The organism is Xenorhabdus sp. PB30.3 (assembly GCF_963895965.1).
GTDB lineage: Bacteria > Pseudomonadota > Gammaproteobacteria > Enterobacterales > Enterobacteriaceae > Xenorhabdus > Xenorhabdus stockiae.
This window is the reverse complement of record NZ_CAWQMW010000188.1, coordinates 61,503-83,047: the sequence shown is the minus strand read 5'-3', so window position 1 is coordinate 83,047 and position 21,545 is coordinate 61,503. Positions and strand designations below refer to the sequence as shown.

Genomic DNA, 21,545 nt, shown 5'->3' with positions numbered 1-21,545 from the left:
TTGACCGAAACACCTAAAATCACACTTAATATATTGATTTAACTACGATATAGGTATTGACCGTAACGTACACTTTGAATTAGTTCAGATATCAGGCTTTACGCCATTGGCTGACCGCTCACGCGATTAAAGTCTCATTCACCCCCGTGCGGCGAGATTTTAACATATGTGAACGGTCAACAAATGGCATAGATGGTTGTCTAGGATATTACTTTTGATGCAAACAAAAAACCCCGCGAGTGCGAGGCTATGGAATTCTATCGGAAAACTAATTCTTGATTTTGGCTATCTATTCTTTCTCAAAGTAAGGAGGGCATAAAGGCTGAATTTTATCAGTTTTCACGTAAGAAAAATCAATGTTTTCATTTCTACGTTTATCGATCTCGGTTAATTTCAAGAACGTTCTATTCCGCTTTTTTTCTACTCCTTTAAATTTAAGAGTAACAAAAGGCTCTTTCTCATTGTTAAACGTTATTGAAATTAAGTCATCAGATATTTTGTATGTGTATATGTATTTTTCTGCTTGTTGTTCGGAAAATATGTCGCCTTTAATCACTTTTTTATTAAACCAATCACATGTGAAAATATGAAAATGTTCAGTATTATCTGGCCTAAATTCTATAACGTGAGCAGATCCCTCGATTGTTGGTACCATTGCCCAAGTACCTATAAGGTCATCTTTGATGTTAGTTCCGGCAAAACCATAGCCACAGAAAGATATTGCTAACGCTCCTGCTACAAATGCTTTTTTCATAAATTAACCTTATTGATTTGCATTAAAGCTGATTGTAGCGTAACCATAACAGACAAAAAAACTCCGCAAAAGCGAGGCTTGATAAATTAATAAGCTGTGTGACATTGCTATCACTCTTATCACAATATACTGACTTTTGTAATTACGCAACCTTATCAATGATTTCTTTTTGTGCACATTTATCCAGTTCCAGAACCACATCTGAAACAGCCAGTACACCCTCAATAAATCCCTCTGCGGCCTGTAATCGTTTGGCGACTTCGTTATGAGAAATACCTAACTTAATCCCCATTGGTCTGAGTGGCAGCGCCTTGATGTAGTGCAATACAATCAGCTGGTAGGAATACGGATTATGCTTCTTCAACCGCAGAACGGCTGCATCGATAGCAAATCCGTCATCATCACAACACTGGATGCGACTTTTTCGGGTGCTGGGTGTCAATCCCTTAAATCCAGCCGCAATGGGTGCCCAATCAACCGCACTGTGACCGTCACCGGCCCATGCGCCCCACTGGCTTAATATCATCTGCATATCACGCATTTACACTCTCCCTCAGCAGCCGACCCATTGACGCTATTTTCTTTCTGACAGTGTAACTGATTAAATACTTTCAACATGCCTCTACTGCCTCCTTTTTCCGGCAATACGGTGTTGTCTCAAATGCACTGTTTGTTGTCTCGTGTTGTCTCAAACTAAAAATATAAATAATGAAAATTCATTGAGTTAATAAAAATGAGACAACAGAGACAACTGAGACAACAGGTTTGAGTTCTTGTGTGATAAATCAGGCTTCTTCATCCGATTCAGGGATCAGTACCATGACATACGCCCGCTGCTGAATGCCCCCTAAGTGCTTCAGGCGGGGCGTTTTTCCCTGAAAGCTCCTGCCACTGGCTGGCTTTTTCAGGATACCTTTTTTGGCTAATACATCGGCAAACATATCCGTATTAAACCCCCGTGAAATTTCCTGTTTGAATGTGGCAGGCAGCGTATAAAAGGTTATGGGTGCATCATCATGGATACCTTTCTTTTCCCGGTAACCGGCTAAATCCCGTATAGGCAGATCCCTTTCATCATAGGGCAGAGGGGCATAACGGCTCATGCCGTAAGCATTGAGAAACGAAACCGCTTGTTCCACAATTTGTTCAAGCTCTTTATTCCCCGTACCAAACTCAGCCACCCAGACATTAAAGATATATTGCAGAGCATCCTGACACTCTCGTTCATCCCATCCGGTCACAACGCGCCCCAATATCATGGCCGCTTCCAGAGCGGCAAATCGATCACTGACCCGTTGCACCTGTTCACCGTAGCTTTCAGGAATTAACTTACTCCATCGGGCTTGCGCATCAAGATAGGTTTGTCTGGCCTCCTTCTGGTGTGAAGAGAGGTAATCAATCCATTTTCGTCCCGCTGCGCCGTGGTGCTCCCGACAACCTTGTTTTAAAGCGTCAGCGTGGGCCTTGCCATTTTCCAGACCGTGCAACTCTTTAGCGCGCTCCATCGGAATATTCAGCAACCTGACCAATTGCCCGGCATTAATTTTGATACCAGCTTCAATGAGGAATGTCGGAATATCTTTTTCACCCGTACTGATCGCAACGGTTCGCCAGCTTGCCATGGGTCGGTTGCCGCCCTCTTTAGCACCCTGAATCTTGCCTTTACCGTTAAACAGCGTATAGGCTGACATATGAACATATTTCGGGTTTGCGCCCTGTCCGACTTCATCCAGTGATAACAGACCATCATTATGAGCCAGTGCTTCATTGGCAATACCTAATGCAGTGCCGTACCATGTCAGGCGCTGCTTATCGGGTTCGCCGTATAAGCTGGTTGCAATATCAGCGGTTGTTGTTTTCCCCGCGGTGGATTGAGCATACAAATGAATACCGAAGCCATCAGTTCCCACGATACCCGCCAAAGGTGCAGCTAATGCAGTCGCAATACCCAGCATCATGAACGGGTTATTATTCGCCAGTGTGGCTACATGCTTACGCCAGCTTTCCGCCGTTCCTGAGACGGTGTAGGCATTTGCTGACGCACTGCCCCCCACAAATAACACCGGTTGTTCTGGCTTACCGATGATGGAACCATCAGGCATGATATACGCGCCTTTGTGCCAGCCTGTTTTAGTGGTAACGCTCCATGTTTCTTGTGCCGGGTTTCGGATAAACCAGTCACCCAGAATCGCCCTGAGATGGTTTTTAGTGGTGACCTGTACACCCGCCGCTTTCAGTATCCGCCATCCCTCACGTTCACCCACATGAGCCGAGGAAATACCTTTAATCACGGGGTCTTTCTTACCCTGGGCTTTCCAACGAAAAATGAGATATTGATCATCTTCATCACCATCCAGCGTACCCGTTCCAATGACTTCAACAAAGGAGCATAACCATTGCTCAGGTTTGATAATCTCGCCTGTTTCTTTATCTAATTTAGGGGTGATATGAAAAATTCCCTCTTTTCGGGCTTGAGTGAACGGTATTAACGGATCACGCTCTTTTGCCCGGTGTTCGTCCAGATTAATGACGACTGATTTTGGTACTGACATATTCGCTTCCACCTGATACAACCCTTCACTGAATGCCTGCTTTGCTGCCTCAATACCGTGCTGCTGGCGATAATCGTCCCAATCGGCCTTGTGCTCTGTTGGCGGTAACGCTACCCATCCATCAATAGCCTTAGCGGTTTTCTCGGCGGCAATCTTACCGACGTTCTTCCTGGGCTTGCCTTTATCGTCCAGTTCTTCCGGTGCGTACCAGTCATTGTCGGCGGCAAGGATGATTTTCACATCAGGCCACCGTTCCCTGACCTGTTTAGCCACGGTCGGTAAATTGCCTTCATCAATCGCAGCCAGTACCCAGCCCTCATACAATTGGCTCACCGTTAAAGCGGTTGCATAACCCTCAGTAATGATGATCGTGTCTGGTATTCCAATTACGGGTGATAAGGGGATAACACTCCCCTTTTTCTGCGTCCCAGCGACAAGACGTTTTTCACCCTTCGGATTGATGATTTGCGCACCGGTGATTGTGTTGTCCAGTGTCTGAGTGACCAGTAATAACGAACCGTCGTTCAGTAGCTTCTGATCGGGGCATGGCAGCCCCTTTTTGGCCAGATAATCAGATTGTCCGGTAGTAGCTTGAGCCACCAGCTTGTTCACTTTTTCAGCTATCGGAGGAGCCTCTGATTTTGGAGCCTCCTTTCTGGCAGGCTGGGGTTCAGGCAAGGGAAGTAACAGCGCATCAGCAACCATCTTTGTTGCTTCAGTGATCGTCACTCCTTTGGCCTTCATGAGTAAATCAAAGCCATCGCCATGATGCGGGTTATCACACTGGCGACAATGCCAGTTACCGTCTCCGTGGTCGTCTATGAAGTGAAAGCGATCATTCCCGCCACAGATAGGGCAAGCACCATGCTTACCCTTTGCTGGAACATCCACCCCACAAGCAGATAACAACCCTTGCCACTGATTTTGCGCTGCTGATTTCACCGAACGAATATCAATATGACTTACCATTTCGGGAATCCCTCGCGGTGATGGAGTTCAAACTGAGCGTTTTGTTCCGTATCGTTCAGCGCTTCGGCGATCCTTGGTAAATACATCAATGCTTCACCGATACGACGTAAATCTTCCCTTGCCTGACGATTGTCATAGTTTTCGTTATCAACTGACCAGAACGCCATCTCCCCCATTGCCGACATGGCCGCCATCACGCTGCTCAATGCCCCTTCGGAGTTTTTACGCAGATTTTTGAGTTCTTCGGTGCTCATGGAGTCGAAATTAGTACGTACCAAATGGTTATAGATATCAGACATAATCAGGCTCTCCCTGCGTAGGTGTATTCTTGAGTGAAACGGCTTAATGGCATGATGATGGGGCTTTGATAACCCTCACGGACAAAGGTCACGCGATTAAAGGCAACTGACAGCACCTGTACGGTTTCCCCGTTCTTGTGAGCGTAATAGTCATGGGGTTCAGGGTTGCGCATAATTCACCTCCTGACGGGAAACGAATATCAGAGAGGGAATAGCCTCCCAAACTGAGGACTACGGTAATAGGACTCCTTAACCTCAAGGAGTCACCAGGCATAGCGATCATCACACCACCTCTCGCAGCTCTATTCCTTTTGCCGTGTAACCCTGAACCCGAACACCCTCAACACGGTGACGTTTCTTTGTTAGAAAGCGAATGTGGTCGGCATAGACGTAGAGCCACTGACCGTCTACAGCAATGCGTTCGAAGGTTCTGATTGGTTGTTTTGCATACTGGACAAATGGAGTAAATACATTATTTTTCAATGAAGTATTTGGACATAACGACTGTTTGCCATGAGAAATACGTTTTATCACACGGGCATAACTGGTATCAATTTGAGGTTGTTTTTCTCTGGCGTTTAACCCTTTCTCAGCGGAACGATAAACCCAGAACGTTTCTTTGTGTCCCGTGATCTTGTCGGTTCGGATTTTGATATAACCTAATCGAGTCATTAAGCGACCAAACTCAATATTGCTTTTCACCAGCAAGGAAAGTTCATGAATTGATTCGCATAACCAGCCGTGGCGAATATATTCTTGCACCAACGTCTTATCTTTTTCCGCATTGATAACGGTATATTTATCCGGTTGTACAGGATGACGATAGATAACCCAATGATCAAAATCCTCCTGCCTTTCATTAGCAAGCACCTGTACTGCAAAAGTCGTTAACGCCTTACCGTCTTTTCGATGCCAGTATTCAACCCATGAATCAGACTCTGACAGGATTAACAAACAATAACTATCCACTTTATGAGGGTGGAAATCACGACAAAAAGTGTTATTTGTCAAAGTATTACTTGGAAATAACGCCGTATGATAATCAAATGATGTTTTATCCCTCCCTGTCAGTCCTATATCACTTTCTGCATCGTGAACCGATACACCAGAATTACGCCAAACTACCCCTTGTCCATTATGACGCAATCCTAAATCAGTCAGTGTGCAAATACCTTTGTTGATCGGTGACCAGTCACCGGAAATAACCGCTTTGCGGATATTTAAAATATCATTCTGGTTGTTTTCAGAGTGAGCGAGTCCCTGACCATTTAAGGCCGCATTTTTAGATGTCATTGTTTTACCCTGTCTTAATTAATTTGATTTTCGGCTATAGGGGTTATTTATATTGTCTATTATGGGTTGGAATATAGAGCGTTTCATCACATCACCTCGCCGCGAGATTCAGAAATTCGCTGATTTATCCAGCCATCAATTTCTGATTCAATAAAAGCGACTGAGCGAGTGCCAATTTTGACTTGCTTAGGAAATTTATTATCTGCAATGAGTCTGTAGATCCACGCTTTACCGTAGCCAGTTCTGCGTTGAACTTCGGGTAAGCGGATAAGGTTTTCTTTAGGTATTGTGATTGCTGGCATGTAGCCCTCCTGTTATCTAGTCCTTAATTCGTTTTAGTGGAAGTTTGTTGATGACAGGAGGTATTAAATTTCAAAACGCAAGTTAATGCGAGAGATGATAATTCATTAATTTTACTACGAATCTAAATGCTATGATTTTCGCCCCGAAGTAAAAAGTCGCTATTATCACTCCGAAACGAAAAAAGAAAAATTCCATTACATTATTAAATCAATTTTGCTTTCCAGCAGCGCCATTGCTTTAGGTTTAGTCACTAACCTTAGTCTGTCTGTTATGTTAACTTCATATTCATTAGGAAATAGTAAATTAGCCATCTGATATTGAGTGATTTTATGTCCAGATATTATTTTCCATAAATATAAATCTATATATGGAAAAACCTTATTCTCAGCCAATTTAGATAAATCATTATCTGATATTTTTTCTGTTTTAGTGCCTATGTTTTCTTGCTTTCTTTTTTTCTTTAACCATTCTGTAAAATCATTAATGATTAAATCGTCGTTCTTATATAAGTCGACATGTATATAAGGATGGGAATTTATATCTTGTTCATAAAAAGAGCCAGTAATATTTAAATCAGAAGGAAAAAATTCATCCATGTCATAATCATGCCATGCGTATTCATACCCCATTGAATCTACGGGCACTTCTTCTTTTTCTTGGTATCCATCAATTACTTTGAGCATCTTGTCAATACTATTCATAATTTCAGGATGGTTTTTCCTGAGAGTACTATGTATATCAATGTATTCAAATAACCCAATCTCAGAAATGCTATTATCTCTAAGCTGGTCAATTCCTTTTTTTGAATTATTATAAATAATTGTGCTAGCTTCATTTGAATAAAACTTCAACATACTTATAGCATAATCCCTACTCATTCCAGATGATAAACTTTTTTTCAAATCATTGGCGATCATTACTTTGCGTTGCATGATTGCGTGCCACCAAGCAATTCTATTGAATTTATAGCAAATATCATAGTTATCTAAATCAAACCATTCGGGACAATAATCAGGCTTATTTTTCATCCGCCACCTCACGCCCTCTATTAGCAGGAGCTATGTCAGCCCGTAGAGGTGTACGGGTTTTCGGAGATCAGCCTAGACATAGCTGTATTCTTTAACGTCTTGGATAGTCTACTAAAGACAATTATTGCCGTCTATTTACCCAGTTAAGCACACTTCCCAAATGTGCCATATACCACATTTTCACCCCGTTCGAGTACATCCATATAGTCGGCATACGCATTCCCATCTTTACAATAAAACTTGCTGTATAAGTATTTAATACTTTGTAGAACTGCGGTAATTCATCAACAAATAAAAATGGATAATGTTCTTTTTTATGTGGAACAAAAGTTGAGACTAAATCAGGTGCTGGATTATATTTGGCTCTCCCTGTAACTATTGCGTATTGCCAAACTTCACCACAACGCTGACGTACTTTTTTAGTTTCTCAATCGCCCCCATACATTCCCTCTAAATGGGATACATTTCAATAGATAACAGTAGACGATAATAGAGTATGATTTTTAACTATTCTTTGATTTTACTGGACTTAGTAGACTTTGATTGACTGAGGGAGATGTTTATGTGGAGCGGGTGAAGGGAATCGAACCCTCGTCGTAGGCTTGGGAAGCCTCTGCTCTACCATTGAGCTACACCCGCATAGCGATATGACGCAGTCAAATATATACCTCCTACCGAATATCAGCAACTGCTTATCAATTCAAGGCGGTTCAATTTTTCATTCAACTACATCAATTTATCTTATTGGATAAAAATACGCCCTGCACATATAACTGAGCAGGGCGTATTATAGGTTTTAATCAAAAATGATTATTTATTCGGACGCATAGCCGGGAACAGGATCACGTCACGGATGGTATGGCTGTCAGTGAACAGCATCACCATACGGTCGATACCGATGCCCAGACCTGCTGTTGGTGGCATGCCATGTTCCAGTGCAGTGACGTAGTCATCATCGTAGAACATCGCTTCGTCGTCACCTTCGTCTTTCTGACGAACCTGCTCAGCAAAACGTTCTGCCTGATCTTCTGCGTCGTTCAGCTCGGAGAAACCGTTACCAATTTCACGTCCGCCAATGAAGAATTCAAAACGATCAGTAATGAATGGGTTATCATCATTACGACGTGCCAACGGAGAAACTTCTGCCGGATATTCAGTAATGAATGTTGGCTGGATTAAGTGGCTTTCTGCGGTTTCTTCAAAGATTTCGCACTGAATACGACCTAATCCCCAGCCTTTATCAATTTCAATACCGATAGATTCAGCGATAGCCACTGCTTTATCCATATCATCCAGATCCGCCATGTTGGTTTCCGGGCGATATTTGCAGATTGCTTCTTTCATGGTCATTTTGACGAAAGGCTTGCCAAAATCGAACTCTTGTTCGCCGTATTTGACCAAAGTCGTTCCCAGTACATCCTGAGTCAAGGTACGGAACAGTTCTTCAGTCAGAACGATCAGATCCTGATAATCCGCATAAGCCATGTAGAGTTCCATCATGGTGAACTCTGGGTTATGACGCGGAGAAATACCTTCGTTACGGAAGTTGCGGTTGATTTCAAACACGCGTTCAAAACCACCAACCACCAGACGTTTCAGATAAAGCTCTGGTGCAATACGCAGATACATGTCGATATCCAGCGCATTGTGATGGGTAGTGAATGGGCGTGCACTCGCCCCACCAGGGATTGCCTGCATCATTGGCGTTTCGACTTCCATGAAGTCTTTACTGACCATGAAATTACGCAGTGCAGCCATAACGCGGGAGCGGATCTGGAATGTCTTGCGCGATTCATCATTGGAGATCAGATCCAGATAACGCTGACGATAACGCGTTTCCTGATCCGCCAGGCCGTGGAATTTATCCGGCAGTGGGCGCAGTGCTTTAGTCAGCAGACGCAATTCACTACAGTGGATAGAAAGCTCACCCGTTTTGGTTTTAAACAACTGACCGCGTGCACCTAAAATGTCACCCAAATCCCATTTTTTGAACTGCTCGTTATAGATGCCTTCCGGCAGATCATCACGAGAAACGTAGATCTGAATACGACCGCCCATATCCTGCAAGGTCGCAAAAGAAGCCTTGCCCATGATACGACGGGTCATCATACGACCAGCAACAGTGACTTCAACATTCAGTGCTTCCAGCTCTTCCTGCGTCTTATCATCGTATTTTGCATGCAGATCTTCAGAAATGTTTTCACGACGAAAATCATTCGGGAATGCAATACCGTTGCTACGCAGCGTAACCAGTTTCTCACGGCGTGTTTTCAGTTCGTTATTTAAGTCAGGAGCCTGCTCAGCCCCCTGCTGTTGTTGCGACATTTTAGTTCCTCATAGGCCAGCTTTTAAGCTTGCTTCAATGAATTTGTCCAAATCACCATCCAGCACAGATTGTGTATTACGGGTTTCAACACCTGTACGCAAGTCTTTAATGCGGGAATCATCTAAAACATAAGAGCGAATTTGGCTACCCCAGCCGATATCCGATTTGTTCTCTTCCATTACCTGTTTATCAGCATTTTTCTTTTGCATTTCCAGCTCATACAGTTTGGCTTTCAACTGTTTCATCGCCTGATCTTTGTTTTTATGCTGAGAACGATCATTCTGACACTGAGTGACAATGCCTGTCGGTTCGTGGGTAATACGCACCGCAGATTCGGTTTTGTTGACATGCTGACCACCAGCACCAGAAGCACGATATACATCAATACGCAAATCAGCAGGATTGATTTCAATATCAATGTCATCATCAACTTCAGGGTAAATAAAGGCAGAGCTGAATGATGTATGGCGACGACCACCGGAATCAAACGGGCTTTTACGTACCAAGCGATGTACTCCTGTTTCAGTACGCAGCCAGCCGTAAGCATACTCACCGATGATTTTGATGGTAGCGGATTTCAAACCAGCTACATCACCATCAGATTCTTCGATAATTTCAGTCTTGAAGCCCTTGCTATCTGCCCAGCGCAGATACATACGCATCAGCATACTGGCCCAGTCCTGTGCTTCTGTACCACCAGAGCCAGCCTGTAGATCCAGATAACAGTTCGCACTGTCATACTCGCCTGAGAACATACGGCGGAATTCAAGCTGACCCAGTTTTTCTTCCAGTTGTTCCAATTCAGCTATTGCTTCATTGAAAGTCTCTTCATCATCAGCTTCAACGGCCAGCTCCAGCAAGCCGCTCACATCTTCCAGTCCCTGTTCAAGCTGATCAATCGTTTCAACGATGCCTTCCAGTGATGAACGTTCTTTGCCTAACGCCTGTGCCCGCTCCGGCTCATTCCAGACATCAGGCTGCTCTAATTCAGCATTAACTTCTTCTAAACGTTCTTTCTTGGCATCATAGTCAAAGATACCCCCTCAGAACTGCTGTCCGCTCAGACAGGTTCTGAATCTGGTTTTTTACCGGATTAATTTCAAACATATTTCGTGTCTTATACGTTGTGGTTTATAAAAACGATGGTTTTTATAGAAAGATGACCATAGATATTGTCGAACCGTGCATTGTAACGGATCTGACACAGGGTTTATATACCCTTTGTCTTATCATTTCGACGATGTAATCCGAGCAATCACTCAGGCTTATTTAACAAGGCCAGATGTGCTGGATCAAAAGCTGAACATCACGATTACCTCGAAACTCGTTAATATCCAGTTTATAAGCCAATTCAACCGTTTTGACGCTATTATCAGGCCAGTACTTGGTGTCAATGTTAAAAGCAATACCATCCAGCATTGGCCCTCCGCTTAATGGCTCAATCATGACTTTCAGATGCTTTTCACCCACAATCCGCTGTTGCAACAACCTGAACTTTCCGTCAAATACCGGCTCAGAAAATGCCTGCCCCCAAGGGCCGCCATCCCGAAGAACCTCTGCGATCTCCAGTGAGAGTTCTCCCAGTGTCAACTCTCCATCGCTCCAGACAACACCTTCCAGCTGTGCTATATCCAGCCACTCAGCGACCAAGGCAGAGAAATGGCGCTGAAACAACTCAAATTTATCCTGCTCCAACGATAATCCGGCAGCCATTGCATGACCACCAAATTTCAGCATTAATCCGGGATATAAAGTATCAAGGCGCTCAAGCGCATCGCGCATGTGCAGCCCATTGATGGAACGGCCTGAGCCTTTCAGTGTGCCATCACCCGCAGGAGCAAAAGCAATCACTGGCCGATGAAAGCGTTCTTTAATGCGTGATGCCAGAATGCCGACTACTCCCTGATGCCACTCTGGATGATAAATGGCCAGTCCATAAGGCAATTCGGTATGTGTGCGCTCAATCTGGTCACAAATTTGCAAGGCTTCCTGCTGCATTCCCTGTTCGATTTCGCGTCGGGTCTGGTTCAGTCCATCCAGTTCACAGGCAATCTGCCGGGCATGAGCCATATCGTCAGTTAATAACAGCGTAACCCCAACGGACATATCATCCAGCCGTCCTGCGGCATTTAACCGTGGCCCAAGGGAAAATCCCAAATCACTGGCTGATAATTTTGCTGCTTCCCGTTTAGAAATTTCCAGCAATGCCCGGATACCAGCACAACAACGCCCGGCACGGATTCGATTCAATCCCTGATACACCAAAATGCGATTATTGGTATCCAGCGGAACCACATCAGCCACTGTTCCCAGAGCAACCAGATCAAGCAGTTCCGCCAGATTAGGCAAAGGAATACCCTGTTGCTCAAACCACGCTATTTTACGTAATTCGGCCCTAAGGGCTGACATCAGATAAAAAGCAACACCAACACCTGCCAGCGCTTTTGAAGGGAAGGAGCAATCCGTCAGATTCGGGTTAACAATGGCATCTGCGGTCGGCAACGTTTCTCCCGGCAAATGGTGATCTGTGACGATCACTTTAAGCCCATGCTGATGTGCAACCATGACACCATCATGGGAAGAGATCCCATTATCCACGGTGATGATCAGATCTGCGCCTTTTTTCACGACATCGTTTACAACCTGCACACTCAAGCCATAGCCATCTTCAAAGCGATTAGGCACAAAGTAATCCAGATCCCGATACCCCATTGCACGTAACGCCCGAATGCTTAATGCGGTACTGGTCGCGCCGTCAGCATCAAAATCACCAACAATAACAATGCGCCAATGTTGCTGTAATGCTTCGACAAGCAGAGAAACAGCCCTGTCTATACCACTGAGAGACTGATAATTGAGTAACCCTTTAGCACCGCGTTCTAACTCATCAGCCTGACGTATGCCTCGTGTGACATAAAGACGGCGTAATAGTGGGTGGATACTATCAGGAAGGAGACTATCATCCGCCGCTGGACGGCGGCGGAGTTGTGTTTTTCTATTCACTGGATTAATTCATCACTGGATTTTAATGATTACTGAGTTTAATTCACCGCGTATTATTTGCTTACAGCAAGATACTCTGGTGATTATTCACCATGCTGTGCCAATGCCTTAGCTAAATCTTTTGGCGGTAAAAAACCACTAATCAGAGTACCGTCCTTGAGTACAATTGCCGGCGTTCCATTGATGCCAAACTGTAAACCCAGCTCGTAATGCTTGGCGATATCCTTTTTACAGCTCTCAATAGGTGAAATTTTATCCCCTTTGAAAGCAGCATCCAGTGCCTTGTTAGCTTTCGCACTGCACCAGATTGATTGCATATCTTTAGCTGACTGGTGTTCCAGACCGTGACGCGGGAATGCCAGATACCGGACCGTAATTCCTTCGTCATTATATTCCTTCATGTTTTCATGCAACTTACGGCAATAACCACAAGTAATATCTGTAAACACCGTGACGACATATTTTTCTTTCGGTGCTTTATAAATAATCATCTGACCTTTCAGGGCTTCCAGTTTTTCCACCAGAGATTTATTGACAATTTGCTTTGGAATTTTGCTGCTAATGTCGTAAAGCGGGCCCTGAAACATATAATGGCCATCGTTGGATAGATAAATCGTTCCATGCTGAGTTAAAACACTACTTACACCAGCAATCCCTGATGGGCTAATGCTTTCTGCTTTGAGGCCCATATTTGATAATGACTGATTAATCAAACTATTATCAGCAAATGCATTACTGGTAAAAGCAGTAAGTATTAAGGAAAGACAAAACGCAATCTTTTTCATTTTTTGTTCCTTTTTCATCCTGCTTCGCAATTTCTCCAAAAATAGTGTTCGTTGAACCGCTATTTATAAATGAGTTATCCGCGAGGATGATGTTGTTGGTGCAGCACCTTGAGACGCTCAGTTGCCACATGAGTATAAATCTGCGTTGTGGAGAGATCACTGTGACCCAGTAACATCTGCACAACCCGTAAGTCAGCGCCATGATTAATTAAATGTGTTGCAAAAGCATGACGTAAAACGTGAGGAGATAAACGTTCCGAATCAATGCCAGCCAATACTGCATAATGCTTGATCCGGTGCCAGAAGGTCTGACGAGTCATCTGTGTCCCGCGTTTACTGGGAAAAAATACATCGGATACTATGCCATTCAGCAGCCACGGACGTCCATATTCAAGATATTGTTCCAGCCAGTACAGAGCTTCTTCGCCTAAAGGAACTAACCTTTCTTTGTTCCCTTTCCCCACTATTCTGACAACTCCCTGACGTAAACTCACATCTGATAATGTCAGCCCGACTAATTCGGATACCCGTAAACCACAAGCATAAAGCACTTCAAGCATTGCCTTATCCCGTAACTCTATCGGTTGGTCACTCGAAGGCGTATTCAGTAAATTTTCAACCTGTTTTTCGCTTAAATCTTTCGGTAAGCGCTTAGGTAATTTAGGAGCAGATAAAAGTACAGTAGGATCATCCGCCCGAATGTTTTCACGATAAAGATACTGAAATAATCTGCGCATTGCACTTAACAAACGCGCTGAACTACTGGCTTTATAACCGCCATCTACCCGCTCAGCCAAAAATGATTGTAATTCAATGGACTGAACAGAAAGTAAATCATAGCCCCCTTGAACTAACCAGTTATTCAAACACTGTAAATCCAGCCGATAAGAAGCGAGTGTATTTTCTGCCAGATCCTTTTCCAGCCAGATCGCATCCAAAAATTGCTCTATCAGAGGATCAGATAACGGGCTTTGTTCCGGCACATCATTTTTTGATAAGTCATGTTTTTTTGGCACAAGCCCTCCTTTGTATCCGTGCCTTCCGGTCAGCTATTATGCCTGAAAAAGCAATTCTTCTGTTACAATGCCTCTTCTGATATTAAAAATTCACTGATAATTAACGATGAAAATTGGTCTATTTTACGGTTCTACCACTTGCTACACTGAAATGGTAGCAGAAAAAATACGCGATATTCTTGGTGAAGATCTGATTGACCTGCATAACGTCAAAGATTGTGACCCTCAATTGATGGAAGAGTATTCCGTCTTAATTCTCGGTATGCCTACATGGGATTTCGGTGAAATACAGGAAGACTGGCTGGCTATTTGGGATCAACTTCCATCACTGGATTTATCAGGCAAAATTGTTGCCATGTATGGTATGGGTGATCAAATTGATTACAGTGAATGGTTTTTGGATGCGCTGGGAATGCTGTATCACCATCTGCTGCCTACTGGCGCACAGTTTATTGGTTTCTGGCCAACTGAAGGCTATGAATTCACCAGTCCAAAACCACTGACTGATGATGGCAAACAGTTTGTCGGCCTTGCTCTGGATGATGTGAACCAGTTCGAAGAGACTGACGAACGTCTGAGCCAGTGGTGTATGCAGATATTGGCAGAGATGGAAGCGCTATTTTAATATCCGAAGTACATTGGATATAAGAACAGGGTATAAGGTTAGTTATTCTTTATTGGTTATGTATCGGGGTATTGACGCATCAGCTGGTTGAGATAGCGCCACATTTGCGGTGGCATACTGTCTGATGCCACCCATAACCGAACAGCAGACTTATGACGAAAACCTTTAGGTTGCTCAAGTGCGCACAGTGAAAGCATCATTCCATAACGGCTAAGCCACGGCGACTGAGTCATTTCCCACCTTACATTTTGCCAATGTACTTTATTGCCCTGCAACAGTATCAATTGCCCCTGACACTGTTGAATATTTTTCTGGCTTCGTACCCAACTCACCATAATCATGGCAAGGATTGGGATAACAAGCACTGGGAACCCGAAATAAAGGTTTTTAGCGGACCACGGTGCAAATAAAGCAGCCAGCGCAATCATTCCATGTACACAGGAAGAGAACCATCGCGTCTGGCGGGATAACCTCAGTTTACTGTTCCACAGGGCCACGAGCCTGATTTCTGCTTTGGATCAATTGCACCATACCGAAAAGCGCTTCATCTTCCGGACGACCATGATTCATTAGCCAGTTGAACAGATCAGGATCCGGACATTCCAGCAAACGAACAAAAATATGCTTTTCATCATCACTTAAAGAATCATATTCATATTCAAAAAATGGCATGATAGAAATATCCAGCTCACGCATTCCACGACGACATGCCCAGTGAATACGCGCTTTATTGTTAATATCCATGTTTAAAAAGCCTCTTGATTATTTTCATTCGTGCCATTGGTGCGGTAAGGCTTTTACTCGATTGCTGCAAAGAACCTCTACCACAAGAAATTACTGTTGCCCCTGTAAAAACAACGGCTGTAAGAACAGAGTGAAAGGTTAACAAGTTTACCGCTATTACAAAAATGATCACGATTGCAAAATTTCACATTCAGGCATAATTATCAGCGATTCCGTACTGTTTTTCACTATTTACAGCCCTGGATTCCGTTTTATATCTACAATATGCGAGAGGCTTCGCAACAGGTTAACAATAAACATTCAACAGAAAAATAACCGGAATAACCCCTTTGCATTGAGCTTCATCTCTTTTACCATTAACGTTATTTCTCAGATAGCTTATGGCAGGAGCTGTTATGGCTTACCAAATTCCGTTTTCTGCACAATCCCCATCGCCTTCCGCAACGCTCCCCCTCACGTTAATTTCCCTTGATGATTGGGCAATAGTGACTGCAATCGGAGCTGATGCCGAAAAATATCTGCAAGGTCAGGTAACTGCGGATATTCATTCTCTGGATGCAAACCAGCATGTGTTATGCGCACACTGTGATGCCAAAGGTAAGATGTGGAGTAATCTGCGGCTGTTTCATCGCGGAGAAGGTTTTGCCTATATCGGACATCGTTCCATATTGGATACTCAACTGGCTGAATTGAAGAAATATGCTGTATTCTCTAAAGTCACCTTTGCCAAAGATGAAGAAAGTATCTTACTTGGTATCGCAGGTTCAGGAAGCAGGGAAGCACTAGCGGCATTTTTTCCGGTACTGCCTGATACAGAAACAGCCGTTATCCAGCATGAAACCACAACCCTTCTCCACTTCTCTCTTCCAACAGAACGCTTTCTTCTCATAACAGATAGTGCAACCACAGCTCAGTTAACTGAAACGTTAGTAGAGAAATCTCAGGCACAGATGAACAATAGCCCACAATGGCTGGCGCTGGAAATTGAAGCTGGCTTCCCTGTTATTGATGAAACTAACAGTGCGCAATTTATTCCGCAGGCCACCAATCTTCAGGCTCTTGAAGGCAGTATCAATTTCCAGAAAGGGTGTTATACCGGTCAGGAAATGGTAGCCCGGGCTAAATATCGCGGAGCTAATAAGCGGGCTATGTACTGGCTGGCTGGCAACGCTTCTTCCCTGCCGGTGGCTGGTGATGATTTGGAGTGGCAGCTAGGTGATAAATGGCGCAGGACGGGTACAGTTCTCGCTTCAGTCAGATTGGCTGATGATTCAGTCTGGATACAAGCCGTCATGAATAATGATATGGAGGCAGACAGCGTATTCCGCGTTCGTGAGGATGAACACTCCTCCCTTTCTATACAGGCACTACCCTATTCATTGGAAGAAAAATAATAATTGAGGTCTTTTATGTCAAAAACTGTAACCGCTGTTGATTTTGGGCCATTTACCGATGTCATTTCCTTCATCATGGAACTGGACAAGTTAAAAAATGTATACCGCAAAACAAAGATCCTGAGTAATGAGCGTCATGAAAACTCTGCGGAGCATAGCTGGCACTTTGCACTGGCAGTTATCAGTTTTGCTCCCTATGCCGGCAATGTAAATATCAGCCGAGTCATCCAGATGGCACTGATCCACGATATTGTCGAAATCGATGCAGGGGATGTTATCGCGTTTGACTTGGCGGCCCGTGAAGCCATCCACGAGCAGGAGGTACAAGCTGCTAAACGTATTTTCGGTTTACTGCCTGAATCGCAAAGAGATCATTTTCTGGCACTTTGGCACGAATACGAAGATGGAGAAACACCGGAAGCATGCTTTGCTAAAATGCTCGACAGAGTTATGCCGGTGTTGATGAACCTGCATAATAACGGTCAAAGCTGGGTAGAAAACGGCATTCGTTTTGAACAAGCCTTTAATTTACTCAGTTTCATTTCTGAGAGTTATCCTGAATTCTGGAAATATTTACTGCCACAACTGGAAGCAGCAAGAGAGAAAGGCTGGTTAAAAGAGTAATTGTTTATAATAACAATAGATAACACTCTTCAATTGCACCGTAATATGCGGTGCAATTTTATAAGCGATGTTTTTTATCTGTATGAACTCATCATTAGATATTGTTCAGCCAGCTTATCGAGAAAAACAAATAATTTATTATTCATTTCACTATAATCATGAGTGCGTAATACTTCTGGTGTCTGAACAAATTTATATTCATTCGCTTTACTCAGTTCTTTTTCTGAGTTTTGGATAAGCAACTCAACCACCTCTGTGGTCAGCTCCATATGGCACTGGAAAGCATAAACCAGATGTTGATATTCAATAATCTGTCTGGGGCAACCTTCACTAAAAGCGATAATTTTTGCATCTGGCGTTAAACCCGGCATGTCACTATGCCAATGCCCTACTTCAAGCATTTCACCAAAATGGCTAAATTTGTTATTTTTCAAACCCTCTTCAGTGAGCATAATTGGATACTTACCAATTTCTTTTTCAGGGCTATTCGCAAAACCTGCGCCCAGTGCTGTACCAATTAATTGTGCACCAAGACAAACTCCAATAACGGCTTTATTTGATGAAATGGCTTTTAAAATAAGCTGCTTCTCTGATGCCGCATCAAAATGTGGACACTCAGCGATTGTGGTTGCCGGGCTTTGTGGTCCACCCATCACTATCAGAAAATCAATATCATCCAGTGAATCCGGTAACTTTTCCCCAAGATAAACCCGTGAAAATGTGGTTTGGTATCCCCTCGCCTTAGCCCAGTCTTCATATGCGCCCGGCGCTTCAAAATACTCATGTACAACAAAATGAATTCGCATTACGTTATTGCCTTAGAAAAAAGTCAAACTATTTCTTGTAAATTTAAAATCAGGTAAATATAAAAAAGCAGTATGAGATTCCTCTCAATACTGCTTTTTTTCTTTAAATTAATAAAGTTATGTCTATATTAACGATAATCTTCGATAGGTGCGCAGGAACAATGCAGATTGCGGTCACCATAAACATCGTCCAGACGTTTTACTGTTGGCCAGTATTTATTTTCTTTTGTCTCTGCGGTTGGGAAAACCGCAACTTCACGGCTATACGCGTGCTCCCAGTCAGAAACCAGCTCAGCCTGAACGTGCGGTGCATTCACCAGCGGGTTATCTTCCAGTGGCCAATCACCTTTTGCCACTTTGTTGATTTCTTCACGAATTGCCAGCATGGCATTAATGAAGCGATCAATTTCCATTTTGCTTTCAGATTCAGTTGGCTCAACCATCAGAGTTCCCGCAACAGGGAATGACATAGTTGGTGCATGGAAACCATAGTCAATCAAACGCTTGGCGATGTCCATTTCACTGATACCGAACTCTTCTTTCAATGGGCGAATATCCAGAATACATTCGTGAGCAACATAACCATCACGACCGGTATAGAGGATGTCATAAGCCCCTTTCAGGCGAGCAGCAATGTAATTTGCATTCAGGATCGCAACCTGACTGGCCTGTTTCAGACCTTTTGCACCCATCATACGAATGTACATCCAGCTAATCGGCAAAATGGACGCACTGCCAAATGGCGCGGCGGATACTGCTCCCTGCGAGGTTAATGAATCCATTTCCACCACTGAGTGCCCCGGAAGGAACGGTGCAAGGTGTTTTTTCACACCAATTGGCCCCATGCCAGGCCCGCCACCACCGTGCGGAATACAGAAGGTTTTATGCAGGTTAAGGTGTGAGACATCAGCACCGATAAAGCCCGGCGTAGTGATCCCTACCTGAGCGTTCATATTTGCGCCATCAAGGTAAACCTGCCCGCCATTTTGGTGAATGATGTCACAAACTTGGCGAATTGTTTCTTCGTATACACCGTGGGTTGATGGGTATGTCACCATGATACAAGCTAGTTCATCACGATGTTTTTCGGCTTTTTCCCGCAGGTCAGTCAGATCGATATTGCCATCTTTATCACAATCGACCACAACCACGGTCATGCCAGCCATATGCGCTGATGCCGGGTTTGTGCCATGTGCAGAGCTTGGGATCAGGCAAATATGACGGTGTTGCTCGCCACGGCTGGCATAGTAATGGCGAATAGCCAGTAAACCGGCATATTCTCCCTGAGCACCTGAGTTTGGCTGCATAGATACTGCATCATAACCCGTCAGCAATACCAGCCAGTTAGACAGCTGGCTAATTAATTGCTGATAGCCCTGTGCCTGTTCTGGAGGGCAGAAAGGATGCAGATCCGTAAATTCAGGCCATGTGATTGGCATAATTTCAGCGGCTGCGTTCAATTTCATTGTGCATGAACCCAACGGGATCATCGCTTGGTTCAAGGCCAGATCTTTACGTTCCAGACTGTGCAGATAGCGCATCATATCTGTTTCGCTGTGATAACGACGGAAATTATCATGGATCAGAATTTCATCATTACGCAGCATTGAAACCGGAACAGACTGGCTGCCTTCTGAAATTTCAAGATCAAGTGCATCAATATCTAACACCGTTTCAGTGCCAGTTAAAACCTGAAACAGGGTTATCAAATCTTCACGACTGGTTTTTTCACTTAATGACACACCAATTGCACCAAGAATATCTGTACGTAAATTGATGTGTGCTTTTTCAGCACGTGCCAGTATTGGTGCCTTATCGGTGACTTCTACCGTTAATGTATCGAACCACGTTTTGTGACGCAGGATTAAACCCGCTTTTTGCAGAGCTGAAGCTAAAATGTCAGTCAGCCGGTGAATACGCCCTGCTATTCTTTTCAGACCTTCAGCACCATGATAAACCGCATACATACCAGCAATATTTGCCAGTAATACCTGCGATGTACAAATATTGGAGTTCGCCTTTTCACGACGAATATGTTGCTCACGTGTCTGCATCGCCATACGTAATGCACGATTCCCGGCAGCATCACGGGAAACGCCAATAATTCGACCGGGCATTGAACGTTTGTATTCATCACGACAGGCAAAGAACGCGGCATATGGTCCGCCGTAACCCATCGGAACACCAAAACGCTGCGCTGAACCAAAGACAATATCAGCACCCTGTTTACCCGGAGCTGTCAGCATGACCAATGCCATGATATCAGCAGCAACGCTGACAATAATTTTTTGCTGTTTCAGTTTTGTAATGAGATCACTGTAATCATGGACTTCACCGGTAGTACCTACCTGTTGAAGCAGAACACCAAAGATGCCTTCCAGTTCCAGTACTTTTTCTGCTTTATCAACAATGACATCAAACCCAAATGTCGCCGCTCTTGTACGAACCACATCCAGTGTCTGTGGGTGAATATCATCAGCAACAAAGAAACGCTCGGCATTTTTCAGTTTGCTGACACGTTTTGCCATTGCCATTGATTCTGCCGCCGCAGTTGCTTCATCCAATAGTGATGCTGAAGCGAGATCTAATCCGGTTAGATCGATGGTGACTTGCTGAAAATTCAGCAGGGCTTCCAGTCTCCCCTGAGAAACTTCCGGCTGGTATGGTGTATATGCCGTATACCAACCCGGGTTTTCCAACAGATTACGCAGGATGACCGGCGGGAGAATTGAAGGAGCATATCCCATACCAATATAAGACTGGTAACGCTTGTTCTGACCTGCAATTGCCTTCAGTTCAGCCAGTGCCTGTTGTTCTGTCGCACCATCTCCTACTGCTGGTGGTTCTGCCAGTGCGATATCACGGGGAACAATTTTATTAGTGAGATCGTCAAGGGAGCTTGCATCTACCATTGCCAACATTTCTTTTTGCTGTCCGGCAGAAGAACCAATGTGACGACGAATGAATTCACCTTGATTTTCAAGTTGGATTAGAGTCTGGGTCATTGATAATAATTTCCTGAAA

20 protein-coding genes, 1 tRNA gene and 1 pseudogene are annotated in these 21,545 nt (G+C 44.0%); 3 read left to right on the top strand and 19 right to left on the bottom strand.

Annotated features, from left to right (window positions below; genetic code table 11):
• Nucleotides 1-289: 289 nt before the first annotated feature.
• From AACX38_RS19965 to xerD, 15 genes and pseudogenes are all read right to left on the bottom strand, one after another.
• Nucleotides 290-754: a hypothetical protein gene (locus AACX38_RS19965; RefSeq protein ID WP_228863316.1), complete on the bottom strand. Its 465-nt coding sequence runs from the start codon at nucleotides 752-754 to the stop codon at nucleotides 290-292.
• Nucleotides 755-896: 142 nt separating this feature from the next.
• Nucleotides 897-1,295 (bottom strand): antiterminator Q family protein, encoded by a 399-nt coding sequence (locus AACX38_RS19960; protein WP_228863315.1) that lies wholly within the window; start codon nucleotides 1,293-1,295, stop codon nucleotides 897-899.
• A gap of 244 nt (nucleotides 1,296-1,539) precedes the next feature.
• Nucleotides 1,540-4,275 carry a TOPRIM and DUF927 domain-containing protein gene (locus tag AACX38_RS19955; RefSeq protein ID WP_228863314.1) on the bottom strand — a complete coding sequence of 912 codons (2,736 nt, stop codon included), beginning with the start codon at nucleotides 4,273-4,275 and terminating at the stop codon, nucleotides 1,540-1,542.
• Entirely contained in the window at nucleotides 4,269-4,574 is a 306-nt protein-coding gene (locus AACX38_RS19950; protein ID WP_228863313.1) for a hypothetical protein, read from the bottom strand. Before AACX38_RS19950 ends, AACX38_RS19955 begins: the two co-directional genes overlap by 7 nt.
• A gap of 2 nt (nucleotides 4,575-4,576) precedes the next feature.
• Nucleotides 4,577-4,747 (bottom strand): DUF4222 domain-containing protein, encoded by a 171-nt coding sequence (locus AACX38_RS19945; RefSeq protein ID WP_228863312.1) that lies wholly within the window; start codon nucleotides 4,745-4,747, stop codon nucleotides 4,577-4,579.
• A gap of 109 nt (nucleotides 4,748-4,856) precedes the next feature.
• Nucleotides 4,857-5,867, bottom strand: coding sequence for a hypothetical protein (locus AACX38_RS19940; RefSeq protein WP_228863311.1), 1,011 nt, complete (start codon nucleotides 5,865-5,867; stop codon nucleotides 4,857-4,859).
• 86 nt (nucleotides 5,868-5,953) lie between these two features.
• Nucleotides 5,954-6,169, bottom strand: a complete 216-nt coding sequence (locus AACX38_RS19935) for a helix-turn-helix transcriptional regulator (protein ID WP_228863310.1) — start codon at nucleotides 6,167-6,169, stop codon at nucleotides 5,954-5,956.
• A gap of 195 nt (nucleotides 6,170-6,364) precedes the next feature.
• Complete coding sequence (locus AACX38_RS19930; protein ID WP_228863309.1) at nucleotides 6,365-7,198, bottom strand: DUF6387 family protein; 834 nt, start codon at nucleotides 7,196-7,198, stop codon at nucleotides 6,365-6,367.
• Between the two features lie 211 nt (nucleotides 7,199-7,409).
• Nucleotides 7,410-7,619, bottom strand: a pseudogene (locus tag AACX38_RS19925) (phage integrase central domain-containing protein); the annotation flags it as partial.
• Between the two features lie 144 nt (nucleotides 7,620-7,763).
• Nucleotides 7,764-7,837: transfer RNA gene (locus AACX38_RS19920), tRNA-Gly, on the bottom strand.
• 171 nt (nucleotides 7,838-8,008) lie between these two features.
• The gene (gene lysS, locus AACX38_RS19915; RefSeq protein WP_228863308.1) at nucleotides 8,009-9,523 is read right to left on the bottom strand and encodes a lysine--tRNA ligase; all 1,515 of its coding nucleotides are present in this window, start codon (nucleotides 9,521-9,523) and stop codon (nucleotides 8,009-8,011) included.
• A 9-nt stretch (nucleotides 9,524-9,532) separates the two neighbouring features.
• A protein-coding gene (gene prfB / locus AACX38_RS19910; protein WP_228863307.1) for a peptide chain release factor 2 occupies nucleotides 9,533-10,631 on the bottom strand; the annotation gives its coding sequence in 2 pieces (ribosomal slippage) (nucleotides 9,533-10,555 and nucleotides 10,557-10,631; 1,098 coding nt in all).
• A 162-nt stretch (nucleotides 10,632-10,793) separates the two neighbouring features.
• Entirely contained in the window at nucleotides 10,794-12,527 is a 1,734-nt protein-coding gene (recJ, locus tag AACX38_RS19905) for a single-stranded-DNA-specific exonuclease RecJ (RefSeq protein ID WP_228863306.1), read from the bottom strand.
• Between the two features lie 83 nt (nucleotides 12,528-12,610).
• Complete coding sequence (dsbC, locus tag AACX38_RS19900) at nucleotides 12,611-13,312, bottom strand: bifunctional protein-disulfide isomerase/oxidoreductase DsbC (RefSeq protein ID WP_228863305.1); 702 nt, start codon at nucleotides 13,310-13,312, stop codon at nucleotides 12,611-12,613.
• A 74-nt stretch (nucleotides 13,313-13,386) separates the two neighbouring features.
• Nucleotides 13,387-14,295, bottom strand: a complete 909-nt coding sequence (gene xerD / locus AACX38_RS19895; protein ID WP_228863327.1) for a site-specific tyrosine recombinase XerD — start codon at nucleotides 14,293-14,295, stop codon at nucleotides 13,387-13,389.
• A 139-nt stretch (nucleotides 14,296-14,434) separates the two neighbouring features.
• Between xerD and fldB the strand changes: the two genes are divergently transcribed.
• Nucleotides 14,435-14,953: a flavodoxin FldB gene (fldB, locus tag AACX38_RS19890; protein ID WP_099111413.1), complete on the top strand. Its 519-nt coding sequence runs from the start codon at nucleotides 14,435-14,437 to the stop codon at nucleotides 14,951-14,953.
• Nucleotides 14,954-15,009: 56 nt separating this feature from the next.
• Here the strand turns inward: fldB and AACX38_RS19885 are convergent, their stop codons facing one another.
• Entirely contained in the window at nucleotides 15,010-15,450 is a 441-nt protein-coding gene (locus AACX38_RS19885; RefSeq protein WP_228863304.1) for a protein YgfX, read from the bottom strand.
• Nucleotides 15,431-15,697 (bottom strand): FAD assembly factor SdhE, encoded by a 267-nt coding sequence (gene sdhE / locus AACX38_RS19880; protein ID WP_099111378.1) that lies wholly within the window; start codon nucleotides 15,695-15,697, stop codon nucleotides 15,431-15,433. The genes AACX38_RS19885 and sdhE overlap by 20 nt, the downstream gene beginning before the upstream one ends.
• Before the next feature lie 395 nt (nucleotides 15,698-16,092).
• Between sdhE and ygfZ the strand changes: the two genes are divergently transcribed.
• Together ygfZ and AACX38_RS19870 are read left to right on the top strand one after the other, a co-directional pair.
• The gene (ygfZ, locus tag AACX38_RS19875) at nucleotides 16,093-17,091 is read left to right on the top strand and encodes a tRNA-modifying protein YgfZ (protein WP_228863303.1); all 999 of its coding nucleotides are present in this window, start codon (nucleotides 16,093-16,095) and stop codon (nucleotides 17,089-17,091) included.
• Between the two features lie 15 nt (nucleotides 17,092-17,106).
• The gene (locus tag AACX38_RS19870) at nucleotides 17,107-17,715 is read left to right on the top strand and encodes an HD domain-containing protein (protein WP_228863302.1); all 609 of its coding nucleotides are present in this window, start codon (nucleotides 17,107-17,109) and stop codon (nucleotides 17,713-17,715) included.
• Between the two features lie 74 nt (nucleotides 17,716-17,789).
• On the opposite strand, the gene AACX38_RS19865 is transcribed toward AACX38_RS19870, so the two are convergent.
• Both AACX38_RS19865 and gcvP read right to left on the bottom strand, forming a co-directional pair.
• Nucleotides 17,790-18,521 (bottom strand): type 1 glutamine amidotransferase, encoded by a 732-nt coding sequence (locus AACX38_RS19865; RefSeq protein ID WP_228863301.1) that lies wholly within the window; start codon nucleotides 18,519-18,521, stop codon nucleotides 17,790-17,792.
• 128 nt (nucleotides 18,522-18,649) lie between these two features.
• Nucleotides 18,650-21,526 (bottom strand): aminomethyl-transferring glycine dehydrogenase, encoded by a 2,877-nt coding sequence (gene gcvP / locus AACX38_RS19860; RefSeq protein WP_228863300.1) that lies wholly within the window; start codon nucleotides 21,524-21,526, stop codon nucleotides 18,650-18,652.
• Between the last annotated feature and the right edge of the window lie 19 nt (nucleotides 21,527-21,545).